Raw genomic sequence first — 19,258 nt, 5'->3', positions numbered from 1 at the left:
ACATGAGCTTGCAGTTCAGTGTACTAGCGAGCGGAAGTACGGGGAACGCTTTTTATTTAGAAACAGACGAGCATGCCTTTTTAGTGGATGCTGGGTTAAGCGGCAAACAGATGGTCGAGCTGCTTGGTCAAATCGACCGCAAGCCTGAGGACTTGGACGGCATTTTTGTGACACACGAGCACTCAGATCATATTAAAGGGCTCGGTGTCATGGCAAGAAAGTACAAGCTCCCTGTCTATGCAAATGCGAAAACATGGAAGGCGATGGAGTCTCATATCGGGAAGATTGATACAGAGCAAAAATTCCATTTTGATATGGAAACCGTCCAATCCTTCGGCGGTCTCGATGTTGAGTCCTTTGGCGTCTCACATGATGCGGCTGAGCCCATGTTTTACGTGTTCCATTATGGCGGGCGCAAACTTGCCCTAATGACGGATACAGGCTATGTGAGTGATCGTATGAAAGGCATCATTCAGTCAGCCAATACATTTGTATTTGAGAGCAATCATGATGTCGGTATGCTGCAAATGGGCCGATACCCGTGGAGCATTAAGCGCAGAATTCTGAGCGATGTCGGACATGTATCAAATGAAGATGCGGCTCTTGCGATGACAGATGTCATTGGAGATGCCACCTCACGCATTTACTTGGCTCATTTGAGTCAAGACAACAACATGAAGGATTTAGCCCGTATGGCGGTCCAGCAGACGCTTGAGATGAAAGGCTTTGTTGTCGGGGATGGCTTTGATTTATATGATACGGACCCGAAAAAAGCAACCCCGCTTTGCGCCGTATGATTTTTACAATCGTATGATTAAGATAAGGGCTTCTTACCAACACTATATACATCATCTATTCACTGAAAGGAAGGAAACATAGTGGATTATCGCGATGTAGAGTGGAAGCCGAGACGAAGCAGAAAAGGATATTTCCTATCTGGTCTGATCGGTGTATTGGTAGGAGCTTTTTTAATGGGATTCTTTTTCCCCTATGTGTCAGGACAGAGCGGCAGTCCCTTTGGTTGGCAGCAGAACGGAGATGGGCAAGCAGCACAGGGCCCTTTAAAGACCGTCAATGTGAACGTCAATGATGCGGTCACAAAAGTCGTATCTCATATGTCGGATACGGTTGTCGGCGTCATTAATATCCAAAAGTCGAGCTTTTGGGAAGAAGGCGGAGAGGCAGGCAGCGGGTCAGGTGTGATTTATAAGAAAAAGGGTGACACCTTTTATATCGTGACCAACCACCACGTCATCAAAGGTGCCAACCAGCTTGAAGTGAGTCTTCAGGATGGGACAAGAATTGGCGCCAATCTTGTCGGAAGCGATCAGCTTATGGATTTAGCGGTTCTCACCGTCAAAAGTGATAAGATCAAGAAGACCGCCGCCTTTGGCAATTCAGATCATGTGAAGCCCGGTGAGCCAGTTATCGCCATTGGAAATCCATTAGGGCTTGAATTCGCAGGCTCTGTCACACAAGGTGTCATTTCTGGAACGGAACGTGCAATTCCTGTGGACTCGAATGGAGACGGACAGGCGGATTGGAATGCGGAGGTACTGCAAACAGATGCCGCCATCAATCCAGGCAACAGCGGCGGTGCTTTGATCAATATGGACGGAAAAGTGATCGGCATCAACTCAATGAAGATTGCTGAATCAGAAGTAGAAGGTATTGGACTGTCTATCCCGGCGAATCTCGTTATCCCTGTCATAGAGGATTTAGAGCGCTACGGAGAGGTGAAGCGTCCGTATCTAGGCGTTGGCATGAAATCATTAGCTGATATTGCGAGCTATCACTGGCAGGAAACGCTGAAGCTGCCGTCTAACGTCACATCAGGGGTTGTCGTGATGAGTGTCGAGCCTTTGTCTCCGGCAGGAAAAGCGGGACTAAAAGAGCTGGATGTCGTCACTTTCTTTGATGGCAAGAGTGTACAGAATATCGTAGACCTTCGTAAGTATTTATATCAAAAGAAAGTTGGCGACAAGGTAAAGGTGCAGTTTTACCGAAGTGGAAAGAAAAAATCAGTAGAGATCAAACTTTCTCAAACCGACCGATTCGGCGGCTAACCAGTTCCTTGATGGGACTGGTTTTTTTTCATGCTCATCATATGATGGAGGAAAGGGGGCGGTACGATTGGTTACACTACAACCAATGTCACAAACAGATTACGATGTATTGATGGAGAAGGCCATTCAGCGGTACGCAGAAGAAAAGGTACTCGCAGGGACTTGGGAGAAGGAAGAATCACTTGCAAACGCCGAAGAACAATTTGATCGGCTCCTTCCCGAAGGTCTACAGACAGAGCATCATGAGCTCTGGAATTTCTTAAATGGGGAAGAAGCGATTGGCTGGGTTTGGCTTTGTTATGACCCCAATCATCCGCAGAAGGAAGGATTCATTTATAACTTTTTCTTATTCGAAACCTATCGAGGCAAAGGCTTTGCAAAGCAGGCCATTGCTGCATTAGAGGAGCAAGCAAAGTCATTAGGAGTGCAGAAACTCTCGCTTCATGTTTTTGCTCATAATCAAATTGCCCGTTCACTGTACGAGAAGACCGGATTTTCAGAAACTGGAATATATATGAGTAAACCTTTATAAAAAAGAAGAAGTACCGTGCGGATCGCTACGGTACTTTTTTATGAGGTGCTCATGGCATCCTGAGCCGTGACTCTGTATAAATCAACTTTGCATTTCACGAAAGCGCGGATGATCGATGGGACTTGGGCTTCTGAACGAATCAACAATGAGGTCTCGTCATCACTGATCACAAGATCTGTTCCAACAGTTTGTAAGTACTGCGTGAGAACAGGCTTCACCTCATCATCAATCCACGCATGCTTGAAGGTTGCACGTATGTTTGAGGATGTGATGGTTTTCTCTTGAGGATGTGTATGGGGGGACACTAATTTTCCTTCAGAAATAAAAGCAGTTTTTGTACAGATACTATTTGTGAACCTTGGGCGGTCAGCCGTTAAAAAGACGGTTTTCCCTTCATGTTTTAACGTGTCAATGACCTGCTGGATGTGCAAGATCGAATCTGCGTCAATATCAGCAAAAGGCTCGTCGAGTAAAATAAATTCGGGTCGATGGGCGATAGCCTGCGCCATGCCGAGCCGTTTCTTCATACCAGGTGTGAAGGAACCGACCTTTTCCTGATGATAGCGATCTAAGCCGACAAATTCGAGCAGTTCTTCATAATCACTCGTTTTCTGGCGCGTCCCGGTGATTTTTGATAAGTAGGCAATATGTTCAAGTGCCGTAAGCCCTTCATATAAATCCGTATATTCAGGCAGAACACCGATATGCTGCCTCACCTTTTTTAATGAAGGCATATCCATCATCGTAAACGTCCCAGAGGTTGGCCGGGAAATTCCCGTAATGATATTGAAAAACGTCGTCTTACCAGAACCCTTCGGCCCAATGAGCCCAAAAATATCACCTTGATTGACATCAAGGGTAATGTGATCTATCGCGACTTTTGTCCGATATTTTTTTGTGAGTTCTTTTGTATGTAGCATTTAGACATCCCTCCTTTGAAATAGGAGTGCTGTTCCAATGAGTAAGATAACGGTCAATGCTGTATTCATGAGTACATAGGTCAGCGGCTCACTCAAGCGCACATAATAATAAGGCGTCATATATTGGAACCAATGAATCAATCGTTCTGAAGAAAGAACAGATATCATACTGACGATTGGGAAAAGAAAGGAAAACAACATCCCAACAAACATTGATTTCTGCGGGGTTGGAAAGAGCATGGACAAAAATAAAGCACATGAGATACCGACACTGATAAAGGTTAAGATTTTTAACGCATCAGAGAACAGAAAACGATGTGAAATCACCATATTCAGTACGTATGTCGTCATAATACAGCTAAGCCAAAACAGCATCAGTCCAAGATATTTCCCGATAATAATGTTCAAACGGGTGGTTTTACTGACGAGAAAACGAATGGTTTTCAAATGAATTTCTCGGCTTAAAATATCGTGAGACAATAAGAAAATAAGGAAGAAACCAAATAACGACATCACCAGTTCATTCCCAATGGAATAAGGATCCTTTGCCTCCCATTTGTCCTGATGAGCAGCAATAAACGGTAGAGTTGAAACAAAAGTAGATAGAATGAAAATAATAACAATTGTTAAAATAGATTTTGTGCTTTTGAAGAGCTGCTTAAACTCATTCATACAGATGGTCCACACACGCTGTACCTCCCTTCATCTTTATTATACCGCTAGAAAGGAAAGACACCATATCTCGCTCTTTAACATTTGTTTAAATTTTATAAAAAGAAGACTCTTCCAGCACCTGTTGACTCACTTTTGAAAATGTTCAGAAAAATATCTTGATTTATCAAAAAACATCATGTATGATAGCTTTAATTCAAGATAGTTAAACAGGCAATGACGAGAGAAAGTACAATCATCAATTTTTCCACAGAGAGCTTCGGCAGCTGAAAAGAAGCAAAAATAATGATTCGAAAAATGGTCTCTGAGCCTCGTGCTGAACATATCTATGATATTAGTAGGACACGACGAGAGTTGGTACTCGTTATCAAAACCACAGTATATGAGCCAGATTGGAGCTTTGTACTTGTAGAGGCTGTTTAGCGCGAGCAAACAGTAAATAAAGGTGGTACCACGAGACAAATACCTCGTCCTTATGATTCAAAGATAAGGATGGGGTATTTTTTATTGTCCACTTTTTTCATACAAATGTTCAAATGTTCCACGTGAAACACCACATCCATTTTTTCAAATGAAAGGGAGATTGACATGAGTGAACATGCATTGGTTTTACAATCAGATTTCGGCATTGATGATGGAGCTGTTAGCGCCATGTACGGAGTGGCAAATACGGTCAGCAGCAGCATCCGCCTTTTTGATCTAACACACAATATACCGCAGTATGACATTTGGGAGGCATCTTACCGCCTGCTCCAAACCGTCACGTACTGGCCGGAAGAGACGGTATTCGTATCCGTCGTTGACCCAGGCGTTGGGTCAGAAAGAAAGAGTCTTGTCGTCAAAACCACAAGCTCGCACTACATCATTACCCCAGATAACGGGACACTTACGCACGTCGCACAGGATATTGGCATAGTGGAAGCCCGTTATTTAGATGAAACCATTAACCGGCTGCCAAAGTCGGGAAAATCACATACTTTCCATGGGAGAGATATTTACGCGTATACAGGGGCGAGAATCGCTTCAGGTGTGATTTCTTTTGAAGAGGTTGGGCCAAAGGCGGATATTGATGATATTATTCACCTTCCAGTCGTACAGGCTTATGCGAAAGAAGAAGTCATCACAGGAACGATTGATATTTTAGATGTGAGGTTCGGAAACCTTTGGACAAACATTCATCATACGCTATTTGAGCAGCTTTCAATTAATTACGGCGATGCAATAGAAGTTACCATTGCCAACGGGCCAAAAAATGTGTATAAAAATATCATGACCTATGGACGATCTTTTGCTGATTTAAAGGTAGGCGAACCACTCGTATATGTCAATTCACTCGATCATTTAGGCGTGGCGATCAATCAAGGGTCATTTGCAAAGGCTTATAACATCGGAACAGGCACAGGCTGGCGCCTTTCGATTCGCAAAGCTCCGCGCATTATATACGAATAAGAGGAGGATACATCATGGCAGGTAAACAACTTTCAACGAAAACTGTCGTTGCCATCGGAATTGGCGCAGCCGTCTTTGTCATTTTAGGACGCTTCGTCTCCATTCCAACTGGGATTCCGAATACACAAATTGAGACATCGTATGCATTCCTTGCATTAATGGCCGTGCTATTTGGTCCTGTTGCAGGCGCACTGATTGGATTTATTGGTCATCTCATTAAAGATGCCACCACATTCGGCCCTTGGTGGAGCTGGATTATCGTTTCAGGTGTTGTTGGGTTATTGATCGGCTTCATTTCGAACCGTTTAAAAGTAGAAGAGGGCGACTTTGGCTGGAAAAAAATCACGCTCTTCAACGCCGTACAAGCAGGCGCACAGGCATTGGGCTGGTTTGTTATTGCCCCGGTACTCGACATTGTGATCTATGCAGAACCTGCGAACAAAGTATTTGTTCAAGGCATCGTAGCAGGAATCTCAAACATCATCACAGTCGGTGTACTAGGAACCATCATCATTGCGGCTTATGCGAAAACGAGAAGCAAAAGCGGCAGTCTATCGAAAGAAACATCATGAAGCAAGGTGGAACACATAAATGAAGAAACCGATGATTCAATTCGAACATTTCGGATTCCAATATCGCAGTCAGGCAGAACCGACATTGAAAGATATTAACCTGACCATCTATGAAGGCGAAAAAGTCCTCATCGCAGGCCCGTCTGGATCGGGAAAAAGCACACTAGCCCATTGTATCAATGGGCTAGTTCCTGCGTCTTATAAAGGTTCTATGGAAGGAAGTCTTCACATCGGAGGGAAGAATGCAGAGAAAGAGAATATTTTCTCCCTCTCACAGCTCGTCGGAACGGTGCTGCAGGACCCTGACGGACAATTTATCGGGCTGACCGTTGGAGAAGACATCGCGTTTACACTTGAAAATGACCAAGTCACACGCGAAGAAATGAAAACACGTGTCGAAGAAGCGGCAAAATTAACAGAGGTAGATGGCAAGCTGGCATCATCCGTACATGAGCTGTCAGGCGGTCAAAAACAACGTGTCGCCATCGCAGGCGTACTTGTTAACGAAGTCGACATTTTGCTGTTTGACGAACCACTCGCAAGCCTTGATCCCGCTACAGGCAAAGAAGTAATCGATCTTATTGATCGACTGCAAAAACAAACGAAAAAAACCGTCGTGATGGTTGAGCACCGGTTAGAGGACGTCCTCTTCCGCCATGTGGACCGCATCATCGTCGTCAATGACGGCACGATAGCAGCGGACATGACACCAGATGAATTGCTCGCCTCAAATGTATTAGAAGCGGCGTATTTACGTGAGCCTTTATATGTAAAAGCCATGAAATATGCAGGTATTCCAGTTACACCTGGAGATCAGATCGCGAATTTACAGCATCTTACCTTAAATGATGAGGAAAAAATGAAAATCGAGCAGTGGATGGAAGCGTCTGAGCCATCAGTCGAGCAAAATGCAGCGCAGGATTTACTAGAAGTACGTGAACTGAGCTTTGACTATCCGACAAGACCCAACACGCTGAACAACATCTCTTTTACCGTCAAAAAAGGAGAAATGATCAGCATCGCAGGAGCCAATGGCGCAGGCAAGACAACACTATCCAAGGTGCTCTGCGCGTTTGAAAAGCCAACAAAAGGGACCATTCATCTAAATGGTGATGACATCACAGGAGACACCATCAAACAGCGCTCCGAACGAATCGGCGTCGTCATGCAAAACCCAAATCAAATGATTTCTAAACAAATGATTTTTGATGAAGTCGCATTTGGTCTCGTTTTAAGAGGCGTAAAGGAAGAAGACATCAAGGAACGGGTGGAGCGAGTCTTAAAAGTATGCGGCTTATACCCATTTCGGAACTGGCCGATTTCTGCTCTCAGTTTTGGACAGAAAAAGCGCGTCACGATCGCATCAATTCTTGTATTAGAGCCAGAAATCATTATTTTAGATGAGCCAACCGCCGGACAGGATTTTAGACATTACACAGAGATGATGACGTTTTTAGAGCAATTAAATGAGCAGGGTGTCACGATTTTGATGATCACACATGATATGCATTTGATGCTCGAATATACGACAAGAACTATTGTCATTTCTGATGGAGAAAAAATCGCAGATGATACACCAGCCAAAGTGCTGACAGATCAGCTGCTTGTTCAAAAGGCGAGCTTAAAGGAAACATCGCTGTATGAACTGGCGCTGAAAGCAGACTGGCCAAATCCAAATGAACTCGTGGATCGCTTCATTGAGGTTGACAGAAAGGAACGAATGACATGGCTGTAGACATGCTGTCTTATATCGATCGCCCGTCGCCGATTCATCGGCTGACAGGGGCCACCAAACTCATTTGCTTTATCCTCTGGTCATCCGCAGCGATGCTCACGTATGATACAGGCGTGTTAGTCTTTATGTTAGCCGCCAGTGTCGTATTCTTTCAGATGTCGAATGTGCGATTTCGTGATATCTCCTTCGTGGTGATCGTCCTGGCAATTTTCCTAGTCATCAACAACATCGCTATTTACATCTTTGCACCCCAGCAAGGAGTCGCGATCTACGGAGCAAAGCATGAACTATTTCATATTGCCGGCTGGTACAACGTCACACTTGAACAGCTTTTCTATCAATTGAATATTACACTCAAATATGTGACGGTCATGCCAGCAGCGCTTTTATTTATCGTCACAACAAATCCAAGTGAATTTGCTTCATCCCTCAGCCGAATTGGAGTCAGCTACCGCATTTCGTATGCTGTAGCGATTGCCTTGCGCTATATTCCAGATATTCAGCGGGATTTTCGCACGATTGCAATTTCTCAGCAAGCAAGAGGCATTGATTTATCGAAGAATGAAAAGCTGGGGAAACGGATTAAAAATGCGCTGTCGATTGTGATGCCGCTGATATTTTCTAGCCTAGAGCGGATTGAGACGATTAGTAATGCGATGGAGCTACGCGGATTTGGAAAGCATAAAAAGCGCACATGGTTTACGGCGAAAGACTTTCAAAAAGCAGATTATGTGGCGTTAATATTTGTTGGAGCGGTACTGATCGTTTCGCTAGTGATTACATTTGTTAGAGGAACGAGATTTTATAATCCGTTTCTATAGAAAGAAGCCTTCACACAGGAGTGAAGGCTTCTTTGTTTTGTTTGTGGATAAAAGGTGTGGAAAATGGTAAAAGACTATTAACATGTGAATAAATCGGTTATATTGAACAATGAGCGAAACACTTGTGAATAACGAGACAATATATTGGAGGAATTAGAGACTTATGAACAAATCACTTTATGCTTGCGCAGAACATATAGAAACCGTGCTAGACATGTACATAGATGATCACGAAACGCCACCAGAATTCAGAAAAATCGAACATACACACAGCTTATCCACAACCTGTGAATTGTGCGCTGAACCTGCAATATATATAGTGGGGAACGAATGATCGGACACAAAATACACAAATTTTATCCACAATTGTTGATAACTCTTATGAATAACTTGTTCTTAAGGTGGGGATGACCTGTGAATATATCAATTATCACAGTAGGAAAATTAAAAGAGAAATATTTAAAGCAAGGCATAGCCGAATACACAAAACGATTACAGGCTTACGGAAAAATCGAGATCATTGAGCTCGCGGACGAAAAAGCACCCGAACACCTCAGCGAGCAAGACATGAAAATCATCAAAGACAAAGAAGGCGAACGCATCCTAAGCAAAATCAATCCAGACGCCCACGTCATCGCCCTCGCCATCGAAGGAAAAATGAAAAGTTCCGAAGAATTAGCCGATACAATAGATAAGCTGGCAACATACGGAAAAAGTAAGGTGTGTTTTGTCATTGGCGGATCCCTTGGATTAAGCGATGCTGTCATGCAGCGTGCGAATGAGAAACTTTCGTTTTCAAAAATGACGTTTCCGCATCAGTTGATGAGGCTGGTGTTGGTGGAGCAGGTTTATCGGGCGTTTCGGATTGTTCGGGGGGAGCCTTATCATAAGTAAATGAGGTTTTAATGTATAATTAGATTTATTAAATAGATGATGAGGTATAAAAATTGAGTTATGAATTAATTAATGAACATTGTTTTATTTGGCTCAAGGATAGAGAAGAAGATTCGATAGATGCTATTGTTACAGACCCACCTTATGGTGTAAAGAATATACTCCAGAAGAAATAGAAAAGCGTAGGCAAGGTACTGGTGGTATATGGCGTATTCCTTCAAGTATGGGAGGGGTAAAACGTCAACCTGTTCCACGTTTCTCCGTTATTAATGATGACCCAAAGCTAAGACAGGAAGTATATGATTTTTTCTTTGAATGGGGGAAATTGGCTTTAAGAGTACTTAAACCTGGTGGACATCTAATTATTGCTTCTACGTCTCTTCTTTCAGATATTATGAAGTGAAAAAATAATGCCATTTTTTATTTTAGGAACAGTTGTCGGTTTAGTTTCTAGTATTGCTGCGGAAATAGTATTAACTAAGTGAATTAAAGATAATAGAGAATAAAGAAATTATACAATAGAAATGATATTAATCCGCAAATGAAGTTTATAATAAAAGTATAGAATTATTTGCTATTATTAAAATAAAAATGCTGAGGGGTGTATTAATGGCAGTAGTAGACATAAAAATGGATTTCTTTAAACACGATGCCCAGGCGGGAGGGTTTTTCCCAAACACGCATGCTAATCCAGGTTTTAGTATTGATAAGTTTCTTGGTGAAACAGGGCAAAATTATTTGATTGAGGGCATTAGGGGAACTGGTAAAACACATATCTTAAAAATGATAAATGAAACATGCTTAGATTCCTACCAGGAAAAGAAAATTCTCCCTGTCTATGTTTCTTTAGCCAGTGTTCATGAGTGGGTTGAGAGTGATGTTAAACTATTTAGAATTCATCTGTACGCTAATATTGTTACCAAGATAATTAACACTATTGAACAGAATAGAGAAAAGATACGTTTAGCTGGAAATAGTAACTTTCAGAAATCGGTAAAAAAATTGCACAAATGTTTGGCTTAAATAACAGTGAAAATATCGAAATAATTATCAAACGTATAAAAGAATTAAATGAGAAATTACTTGCTGAACTAAATTACAATCCTGAAAATATTAAATCTATTTTCGGTTCTCAATCGAGTGTTACTGCTAGTACAACAGCGAAAATAGCAGTTCCACAAACAGGTTCCTTTTCTGCAACTGCAAGTGGAACGTATAGTGAAAATGAACAAAAAGAATTTTTATTTGTAGGGCAAAGTTTATCACATAGTAACGCAGCAAATTTTTTAGTTAATTTTATTTTAGAATTAAAAAACATATTGAATCATCAGTATACTTATTTATTGATTGATGAATGTTCTGAAGTAAGTAAAGAAGCCCAAATAGAAATTTTTCGATTATTAAAGCTTATCCGAGGTGCATTAACTGATGATATGCATGAAAACGCAGCTTATTTTTGTGCATCAGTTTATCCTACTCCAATAACATACTATCCTTCTAAAAATTTTGGAGATAGCTTCAATTTTGATGTTGGGCATGATGCAATTATGGAGTATGTTTCAATGGATGAGCTATCAGATGATTATTTAGAATTTTATAAAGAAATAACAAATAATAGAATTCGAGAATTACTATCTGATAAAGGATACAATAATTATTTAGACATTCTTGAAAATGATAAGTGTTTAATACTAGCAGCATACTTTTCAAATGGTAATGTGAGAAGATATATTGAAATCCTTAAACATGCTTATGATAATTTAATGCAAAGAATTGGTCATAAACAATCTCCAACTGATTTAGAAAAACTTAATGCTAAAGATATTGAGGAAGCATTAAGTTCTATAGTACCAAATCAAATACTTGCTTCTAATAAATTAAATCCAGAGGACTTTGATATATTAGATAACTTGGTTACTAGAATGAACAAGAGAAACAAGAAAAATGAAACTGAAAATAAATCTAAAGTTGAAAAGGATAAATTACCAGCTAATGTTTATTTTACGTTTTCTAGGTCGCAAGCCTTAAGATTAGAGAATTTGTTTATGCAAGGTGCTATTCATGATAAAGGGAAAACAAGGGTAAAGAAATATTACAAGGATGAAGGATTGAGAGGTCCTTTATTAATGTTGGATTTAGCTGTAGCTTTTCATGATGGTGCAATAGATAAAAATAGAGCAGCAGAGATATTTACTAAAGATTTAATTAAAAATGCAAAAAGTGGATATCTATGGTGTCAGGATATTTCTTTTGATTGATTCAAAAGAAAAACCTCATTTAGATGCATTACGGTGAGCCTTATCATAAGTAAATGCAAAATTGTTGTAGGTAAGGTGGTAATTCTTTTTATTCGAAGCAGGTCTTGAAAACGTGTGTTCATTATCCGTTTCCCGATATAACGAGTAAATTATGTGTAGTTTAAATAAAACAACTCCAATTATATGCTCTAAATAGTTTTGGATCTATCTATTTGTCTAATTGAAATATTATCAATTAACAATTGTAGTAATTGCTTTTGATATTGTCTAAGTATCTTCTTATAAATCAATAGGAATTTTATAGTAACAAGGCTAAAAACAATAGCCAAGAAATGTTTGATAAAAGTAATGGGTTAGTTAACTAAGAGTTAATTAGCCTACCAAAAGCTCATTGGCGCGCTGACGATATAATATACCAAAATAAGTACCAGGTAGTACATAGTACAATAAGTATTAAAATAAAAGAGAATATTGTTTGTAACAGCTGATGTTAGGAATTATTGTAAAGGTTGTGTGAAGGAAATTTTATGGGATGCCTTACATTTGAAAGATATTTTGATGGGGGTTTTTTGTAATGAAGAACAAAATTTCAGCTGTCGTAATCGAACTATTAAAAGAGGCACTATGCAGTATATACTGGTATAAAAGTAACTTGAGGAGCTTTTTAAGTAACTGTATAAATGACCCTGCTATTATTAATCGTTCAGACTGGAACGGATATAAAAGACAAATTGTCTCGGATATTATTGATGAACTATGTAGTGATCAGGAAAAGTACTTGGGTGATATCAGAAGACTAATACACGAAGTGATCAAGATGGATAGTTTTCGTCACCTAGAACAACTTGAAGATGGAAAAAGAAAGGCAGGGAGAGCAAAGCAAGCTGTTGCTGATCTTAAAAGGTTAATAGAAGATCAAACACAGAGAATTAAAGAGGAAGAAGAAATTAAAAGGAGAAGACTTGAAAACCTGGAAAAAATCAGATCAAGTCAAGCAGTATTGAATAAACTAGATGAAATTAAGACAAATTATTTTAGGCTTGTTACTTCTCAGGATTATCAAAAGAGAGGCTTTGAACTTGAGAAAGTTCTATACGACCTATTTGAACTATTTGATTTAGATCCTAAAGCTTCATTTAGAAATATTGGAGAACAACTTGATGGAGCTTTTTCTCTAGAAGGTACTGATTATTTGTTTGAAGCCAAGTGGAAGAATCAATTATCGGATTCCTCAGATTTAGACAGTTTTGTTGGAAAGATTAATAGAAAACTTGATAATACTTTAGGTTTATTCCTATCTATAAATGGATTTTCCGAAGATGCTGTTAAAATACATTCCGTAAGCCGTAGTACCATACTATTAATGGATGGCACCGATCTTATGGCTGTGCTGGAAAATCAAATAGATTTTGTATCTTTAATTATAAGAAAGAGAAGGCATGCGGCACAAACTGGGAATATATATCTTAAAAGTAGTGAAGTTGTATAATTTTTAATTAATATATGTAAGAAGAGCTCTTGGCTCTATTTAAGCAAAAATAAAACTTGTAAATAGGGTTAGTTTTTAATTAATGATCTTAAATTGATGAAAAATGAAAGTTTAAATTTTCTCAATTCAATTATTACAAAATCTTATAGTTAAATCCATCATTTGGAAATGTCGTGCATGAAGAGGGGCAAGATTAGTATTTAAAATTAATTTCAGACGTTTTAGGAAATGTAATGTATCTAATACAACTAAATATAGATAAAACCTACTGATGGAATAAATTTAATATTTTTAACAAAAGCTCTTAAGTTATTAATCTAAGAGCTTTTTGATTTTAAGATTTCCTCTATTTTATAACTAGCACCCCCTCTTTACTAAAGAAAAGCTATATATTGTATTATACATCATTTAAAACACCCAAATTATTCCGATATATGGTGTATAAGGATAATAGAGGGGTGTTAGTATAAATGGCAATTACATTACCAGAAAGTATTAAAAGTACTGCTACTGCAGGAGAACGAATTTTATTTCGAACATTAAAGGAATATCTACCCGAAGAGTATATTGTACATTATGAGCCTAATATCAATGGGTTTAGACCAGACTTTGTGATAATTGGTCCTGATTTAGGAGTATTAGTTTTGGAAGTAAAAGATTACACTAAAAATACAATAAGAGAGCTAAACGATAATACCTGGGGCATTTTAAATTCTTCTGGTGATTTACATAGAGTGAAGAGTCCCCTAGTTCAATCAAGAGAGTATGCTTTTAAAATAAAAGATATGCTTGAGAAAGACATTGATTTAATCAATACAGAAGGGAAATATCAGTTTAAATTAAAGTTTCCTTATGGTTATGGTGTTGTCTTCACTCGGCTTCATGAAGAACAACTTTTAAAAAATAAAGTATATGAGGTTATTGATCCACATTTTATTTTATCGCGTGATCAGATTGATCCGGATAATGACCATTTTGATCCTGAGATCTTAATAGAAAAATTGTTTGATATGTTTCATGTGCCTTTCAAGTTAAATACGCCATTATCATCTGACGAATTAGAAAGGATTCGTTATCATCTATACAAAGAAATACGCGTTGGAGCAGATGTTGAACCAGTCCCATACCAAGAAAAACTGTTATTATCTTTTCGAAACATCAAAACGATGGATTTGCATCAAGAAAACTTGGCTAAACAGATTGGTGATAAACATCGGCTAATTAGAGGAGTAGCAGGAAGCGGTAAAACCTTAATCTTAGCGACTCGAGCAAAAATGTTAGCAGAACAACATCCGAATTGGAAGATATTAATACTCTGTTACAATGTAGCTTTGAAACAAAATATTAAACAAATGATTCATTCTAAATTTACAGAACCAGATGATTTTCAGACATCCGATCATAGAAAAACACCAAATTTAAATAATATACAAATATTAAATTTTCATCACTGGATTAAAAAAGATCATGGTATTTCAGAACTTGAAATAGATGATTACATTGAAAAAATAGAAAATGATGCTTTAACTCCTGTAAAGTATGATGCCATTTTAATTGATGAAGGGCAGGACTTTGAAGGGAGCTGGCTGCATCTCATCAGCTTATGCTTAGATCAAGAGACGCAATCTTTACTTTTAGTAGAAGATAGAGCGCAAGATATCTATCGGAAAAGTAGAAGCTATGTGAAAGATACGGGCCTTGATTTTAGAGGTAGATCTAGAATCTTAAATATAAATTATCGTAATACGTCACAAATTGTGGATTTCGGATGGAAATTTTACGATAGCCATAGAGCTTTAGATCTTAAATTAAAACAAGAACAGACAGAGACAATCGAAATCATCCCTCCAAAGAAGACAAAACGTAAAGGGCCAGAGGTAGAGCTTTTAAGATGTAATACCTTTAAAGAAGAAATAGAGGAGATTACTAAACAAATAGTGGATCAACATAATGAAAAGAACATACCTTACTCTGAAATGGCCATTTTATATCGTATAAAGGGATATAATAACCATTATATATCAGCGATTCAATCGGCATTTCAAACAAAGAATATTCCTTACAATTGGATAACTGAAAATGGTGCAACCAAACATAAGTTCAATCCAGAGGAAGAGACAGTCAAAATATGTTCTCTCGATAGTAGTAAAGGTCTTGACTTCCACTCAGTTTTTATTGTGAAAGCTGATCTAATGCCATTAAAGTATGAAGAGGATCAAGAAAAAGAAGTGTCTTTAATGTATATAGGGATGACTCGTGCTAAAGAGTACCTATCAATATCCTATTCAGGCGTCTCTTCGTTTACTCAGTATTTTGAGGATGCAAAGCAAAAAGAGCCGACATTTAATCAATAATTTTAAATAGTAAAAGGTACGGGAATTCATTCATTTCCCATACCTTTTTTCATGTAAGAAGAAAAGAAGACTCTCTGTAATAAATATCGTATTATATATAATGGAAACTTAGTTCAAAAACGATTACAGCAGGTATTGGGAACGATCACATATTCAATCTACAATTACTCAAAGGAGACTTTCATGGGTTTCAAAGCTGATTTTAAACATGAAATACGTAACGTAATAAAAGACGTAGAAAAAGAAATAAATAAAACGTGGAAAATTGATTATAAAGGGCATTCTATAGAAATTATAAACCAAATAAAAGAAGAGCAACTGATCATTGATGGTGTGACAGTTGATAGAAAACAACGGAAAAGTGTATTGTCTCATATAATTCCATATTCAAAATTGTCGGGGATATTGGAACTTCAAGATGGTACAAAACACAAGGTGTCCGTTAAACTTGGCGGTTATGTACGATTTCGTTGTATTGTGAAGGTAGATCATGAAACGGTTTTAGATGATTCAATAAAGTTAGACTTTCTACCATGGGATCATAAAGAGAAAATTGTCCCTTTTATTCAACAACAAATTCAAACACATCACAAAATAGTAGACGATCGTTTACCAGATGAAGAATTTTTATTTGACGAAAATGAACCACGATTGGCTCCCGGTTTATCTGATTATTATGTAGATGAACGACCTGCCCCTTTTTATGTGAAGAAACTATTGAAGCTTTTCGAAAAACAACTGAATCATCCTACAAATGAAACAAGAAAAAAAACATATGAAAAAATCATTTCTAACAATATGGCGAGTCGCAGTAGTGAATTAATTGAGCGAATTCAGCATGAACAATGGGATGAGTCTCTTGTACAGCAAGAAGCGTTATGGCTTCTTGAACATGCAGCTCATCGGGAGGTTGTCAAATTTGCAGTCACGATACTGGGATGTACGAACTGCGAAAAATACAAAGAGCTCTTATTCACAATAGGTATGCATGAAGAATTTACTTCTTATGTTGTATTTGCATTGAAGAATGGCACAAGTCAAGGAAACGAACATGTTTGGCGTCTTACAAAGTCCGTCGATGGATGGGGAAAAATTTCGGCTGTTGAGCAATTGGAAGCCTCAACTCCAGAAATAAAACGATGGTTACTAATAAAGGGCTGTGTGAATACAATTATGAATGAATACTTAGCTTATACTTGCGCTCTTAATGGTGATCTAGAAACCGCTTTATCAGAAGAGGAAATTTCCAAAGAATTATATGATGGAGCGAGTCTCATCATTCAAGCACTATTAGAAGATGAGGTTTCTATCTACGGAATAGAAGAGTATCCAAATGCAAGCTCAGTTCTCTGCCGTTTTATTCACCATGCTCATAAGCACTGCCAAGCAATTGAGGACTTTTATCCAATATTGAAAATAAATGAGTTTTTAAATGATGATCATGAGATTTGGGAAGACCGATTGAATGATTCATGGAAACAGGACGATTATAAGGCTATCCAGGAAGCGATTCAACCGTTTATCAATGACAGTAGATGGCCAAAGTTTGCAATCGATTCGTTACAACAGGGTTTTAGCTCCCAAGCACTTAAAATCGCTCTCTTTTATCGTTTAGATGTGATTGAGCATCTATTTGCTTTACTTGAGAAAGATCCGGCAAATAGTGAAATATACTTTGCTGTGATGGACACAAATCATCACCAGCATATTAGAGAGCTTTGTACATTTGCAGAAACACATTTATCGTTATCAAGTCTTTCAGATGATGAAGTGGCTTGTCTACAATATATTGTGCAAGATTTATATGAACACGAAGGTGTAGGATTGCCATTGATTCAAGCTGCACTTAGATCAGATGATGGAAATTTACAGTATCATGCTTTAAGTGTATTAAAAGAATGGCCTCTTTCATATGCGCAGCAAGCTGCCACAAGGGAATTGATTGAACATATTTCTGTGAAGACGAAGGATAAAGAAGATCGAAAGTTAGCCAAACATTTGTTAAAGAAATAATATTTGATTAAGTAGCGCATAACAATTCAACGGGGATAAAACTTAAAAATATTAGAAAGCAGGAACACCATGCACACAATCAAAAAAAAAGGCCAAACCTTCTCCTACATCACACCAGTATCACGAACCGACCGCCCCATCCTAGGCATGGTCGCAGGCAATAACAAAACATTAATGATCGATGCTGGTAACTCAAAAGATCATGCGAACTATTTCATCCAAAAAACTTTAAAGCACGAGAACGCCAAGCCCGATCTCGTTGTCCTCACGCATTGGCATTGGGATCATATTTTTGGTCTGCCAGCGCTGCCTGATACGGTTTCGATTGCTTCTGCAAAAACCAGAAATGAAATGGAGAAGCTTCTTCCGTTTTCTTGGTCAGATGAGGCGATTGATGAGCGGGTGAGGGAAGGAACGGAGATTGAGTTTTGCGCGAAGGCCATTAGGGAAGAATATCAGGATCATCGAGATATTCAGGTGGTTTTACCAGATGTCACGTTTGACCGGCGGATGGAGATTGATCTTGGCGGGGTTACTTGTGTTGTGCAACATGTTGGGGGCGATCATGCTGCTGATTCAGTGATCGTGTATGTGAAAGAAGAGAAAATCCTGTTTCTTGGTGATTGCATTTATCCGAAAATGTATGCCGAAAAAGTACATTATACGGTGAAAGAAATCTTGCGTCTTTTAGATGAGTTAGATGCATTTGATGCCGATACGTATATTCCTTCACACCAAAGACCTTGGTCAAAAGAAGAGTTTCGTCAGGAAAGAGACAAGCTTCGGATGATGGCGAAATACACTGATCTATTTGGTGGAGATCAGCAGAAAATCACGAATGAGTATCAAAAGTACGTGAACAGAGAACTGAAAGAAGATGAATTAGAAACTATAGAGTACTTTGTAAATAGGTATTAAATAATAAATAAAAAAGTCTCATTTGAGTGATTTCCCTCAAACGAGACTTTTTTATTTTTATGGCAATCCTACAACATCCTCTGCATCACGAACTGTGACAGACATATTTTTAGCATTAATAATAATGACACAATCCTATGTCGGCTTTATTTGCAGTTCATCATTCTCATCAATACGGATAATCCCTTTGAATTCAACAGTTTGTACTAGAAAAACCATTTTCTTTTCTGTATCATCTTTGACTGCTGTTAAATGTTCAGGGTAGTGAACTTTCCAGTCAAAAAAAGTAGTTTTTTTCATAAATCCTCCTGTTTTCACTCGTATAAATCTCCGAATACTTCTTCTGTTTGCCGGATTGTTAGAGTTTTGTTGGTTGGATCGATTGTAATGACACAATCCCAAGTAGGTTTGATTTGTAGCTCGTTGTTTTCATCTATCCAGATCACACCGTTTAATTCAATGGATGGTTCTAAAATGACCATCTTCTTTTCATGATGATCTGTTATTGCCGTTAAGTTTGCTTGTAATTGAATGGTCCAATCAAAAAACGTGATTTTTTTCATGA

The 19,258-nt window shown here is 38.5% G+C and carries 19 protein-coding genes and 1 other annotated feature; of the genes, 15 read left to right on the top strand and 4 right to left on the bottom strand.

The genetic code is table 11. The annotated features are described in order from the left end of the window. Positions 1-2 precede the first annotated feature (2 nt). The 3 genes from MKY18_RS18595 (at position 3) to MKY18_RS18585 (ending at position 2,598) form a co-directional block, all read left to right on the top strand. Positions 3-797 carry an MBL fold metallo-hydrolase gene (locus MKY18_RS18595; RefSeq protein WP_034660602.1) on the top strand — a complete coding sequence of 265 codons (795 nt, stop codon included), beginning with the start codon at positions 3-5 and terminating at the stop codon, positions 795-797. Positions 798-878: 81 nt separating this feature from the next. After that, positions 879-2,066: a S1C family serine protease gene (locus MKY18_RS18590; protein WP_065097604.1), complete on the top strand. Its 1,188-nt coding sequence runs from the start codon at positions 879-881 to the stop codon at positions 2,064-2,066. A gap of 67 nt (positions 2,067-2,133) precedes the next feature. Next, positions 2,134-2,598: a GNAT family N-acetyltransferase gene (locus MKY18_RS18585; protein WP_342497642.1), complete on the top strand. Its 465-nt coding sequence runs from the start codon at positions 2,134-2,136 to the stop codon at positions 2,596-2,598. 38 nt (positions 2,599-2,636) lie between these two features. On the opposite strand, the gene MKY18_RS18580 is transcribed toward MKY18_RS18585, so the two are convergent. Beyond that, positions 2,637-3,518 carry an ABC transporter ATP-binding protein gene (locus MKY18_RS18580; RefSeq protein ID WP_065097606.1) on the bottom strand — a complete coding sequence of 294 codons (882 nt, stop codon included), beginning with the start codon at positions 3,516-3,518 and terminating at the stop codon, positions 2,637-2,639. After that, positions 3,519-4,205, bottom strand: a complete 687-nt coding sequence (locus tag MKY18_RS18575; RefSeq protein ID WP_065097607.1) for an ABC transporter permease subunit — start codon at positions 4,203-4,205, stop codon at positions 3,519-3,521. It lies immediately after the preceding gene. Between the two features lie 192 nt (positions 4,206-4,397). Continuing rightward, positions 4,398-4,668, top strand: a binding site (T-box leader). 110 nt (positions 4,669-4,778) lie between these two features. On the opposite strand from MKY18_RS18575, the gene MKY18_RS18570 reads away from it, so the two are divergent. The 12 genes from MKY18_RS18570 (at position 4,779) to MKY18_RS18515 (ending at position 18,693) form a co-directional block, all read left to right on the top strand. Next, positions 4,779-5,639: an S-adenosyl-l-methionine hydroxide adenosyltransferase family protein gene (locus tag MKY18_RS18570; RefSeq protein WP_044139077.1), complete on the top strand. Its 861-nt coding sequence runs from the start codon at positions 4,779-4,781 to the stop codon at positions 5,637-5,639. Between the two features lie 14 nt (positions 5,640-5,653). Continuing rightward, positions 5,654-6,211 carry an ECF-type riboflavin transporter substrate-binding protein gene (locus MKY18_RS18565; RefSeq protein ID WP_012011871.1) on the top strand — a complete coding sequence of 186 codons (558 nt, stop codon included), beginning with the start codon at positions 5,654-5,656 and terminating at the stop codon, positions 6,209-6,211. Positions 6,212-6,230: 19 nt separating this feature from the next. Further along, positions 6,231-7,946 (top strand): ABC transporter ATP-binding protein, encoded by a 1,716-nt coding sequence (locus MKY18_RS18560; RefSeq protein ID WP_342497641.1) that lies wholly within the window; start codon positions 6,231-6,233, stop codon positions 7,944-7,946. Then, positions 7,937-8,767 (top strand): energy-coupling factor transporter transmembrane component T, encoded by an 831-nt coding sequence (locus tag MKY18_RS18555; protein WP_217012608.1) that lies wholly within the window; start codon positions 7,937-7,939, stop codon positions 8,765-8,767. The genes MKY18_RS18560 and MKY18_RS18555 overlap by 10 nt, the downstream gene beginning before the upstream one ends. Before the next feature lie 163 nt (positions 8,768-8,930). Then, the gene (locus tag MKY18_RS18550) at positions 8,931-9,101 is read left to right on the top strand and encodes a CxxH/CxxC protein (protein WP_217012607.1); all 171 of its coding nucleotides are present in this window, start codon (positions 8,931-8,933) and stop codon (positions 9,099-9,101) included. An 80-nt stretch (positions 9,102-9,181) separates the two neighbouring features. Then, complete coding sequence (gene rlmH, locus MKY18_RS18545) at positions 9,182-9,661, top strand: 23S rRNA (pseudouridine(1915)-N(3))-methyltransferase RlmH (RefSeq protein WP_342497640.1); 480 nt, start codon at positions 9,182-9,184, stop codon at positions 9,659-9,661. Positions 9,662-10,270: 609 nt separating this feature from the next. After that, positions 10,271-10,684 carry a hypothetical protein gene (locus tag MKY18_RS18540; RefSeq protein WP_185108192.1) on the top strand — a complete coding sequence of 138 codons (414 nt, stop codon included), beginning with the start codon at positions 10,271-10,273 and terminating at the stop codon, positions 10,682-10,684. Beyond that, the gene (locus MKY18_RS18535; protein WP_185108190.1) at positions 10,672-11,919 is read left to right on the top strand and encodes a hypothetical protein; all 1,248 of its coding nucleotides are present in this window, start codon (positions 10,672-10,674) and stop codon (positions 11,917-11,919) included. Before MKY18_RS18540 ends, MKY18_RS18535 begins: the two co-directional genes overlap by 13 nt. A gap of 574 nt (positions 11,920-12,493) precedes the next feature. Further along, positions 12,494-13,408: a hypothetical protein gene (locus MKY18_RS18530; protein WP_185108188.1), complete on the top strand. Its 915-nt coding sequence runs from the start codon at positions 12,494-12,496 to the stop codon at positions 13,406-13,408. 470 nt (positions 13,409-13,878) lie between these two features. Further along, complete coding sequence (locus MKY18_RS18525) at positions 13,879-15,762, top strand: nuclease-related domain-containing DEAD/DEAH box helicase (RefSeq protein ID WP_185108186.1); 1,884 nt, start codon at positions 13,879-13,881, stop codon at positions 15,760-15,762. Between the two features lie 183 nt (positions 15,763-15,945). After that, a complete protein-coding gene (locus tag MKY18_RS18520) occupies positions 15,946-17,775 on the top strand; it encodes a hypothetical protein (protein ID WP_185108184.1) in 1,830 nt (609 codons plus the stop codon). A gap of 69 nt (positions 17,776-17,844) precedes the next feature. Beyond that, positions 17,845-18,693, top strand: coding sequence for an MBL fold metallo-hydrolase (locus tag MKY18_RS18515; RefSeq protein ID WP_342497639.1), 849 nt, complete (start codon positions 17,845-17,847; stop codon positions 18,691-18,693). Between the two features lie 135 nt (positions 18,694-18,828). Here MKY18_RS18515 and MKY18_RS18510 read toward each other — a convergent pair whose 3' ends face one another. Then, the gene (locus MKY18_RS18510) at positions 18,829-18,993 is read right to left on the bottom strand and encodes a hypothetical protein (protein WP_342497638.1); all 165 of its coding nucleotides are present in this window, start codon (positions 18,991-18,993) and stop codon (positions 18,829-18,831) included. A 14-nt stretch (positions 18,994-19,007) separates the two neighbouring features. Then, positions 19,008-19,256 (bottom strand): hypothetical protein, encoded by a 249-nt coding sequence (locus tag MKY18_RS18505; RefSeq protein WP_106042842.1) that lies wholly within the window; start codon positions 19,254-19,256, stop codon positions 19,008-19,010. Positions 19,257-19,258 lie beyond the last annotated feature (2 nt).

Source organism: Bacillus sp. FSL R7-0672 (assembly GCF_038601465.1).
Lineage (GTDB): Bacteria > Bacillota > Bacilli > Bacillales > Bacillaceae > Bacillus > Bacillus pumilus.
Note: the sequence above shows the minus strand (reverse complement) of the source record. Positions and strands in the feature narration are given on the sequence as shown.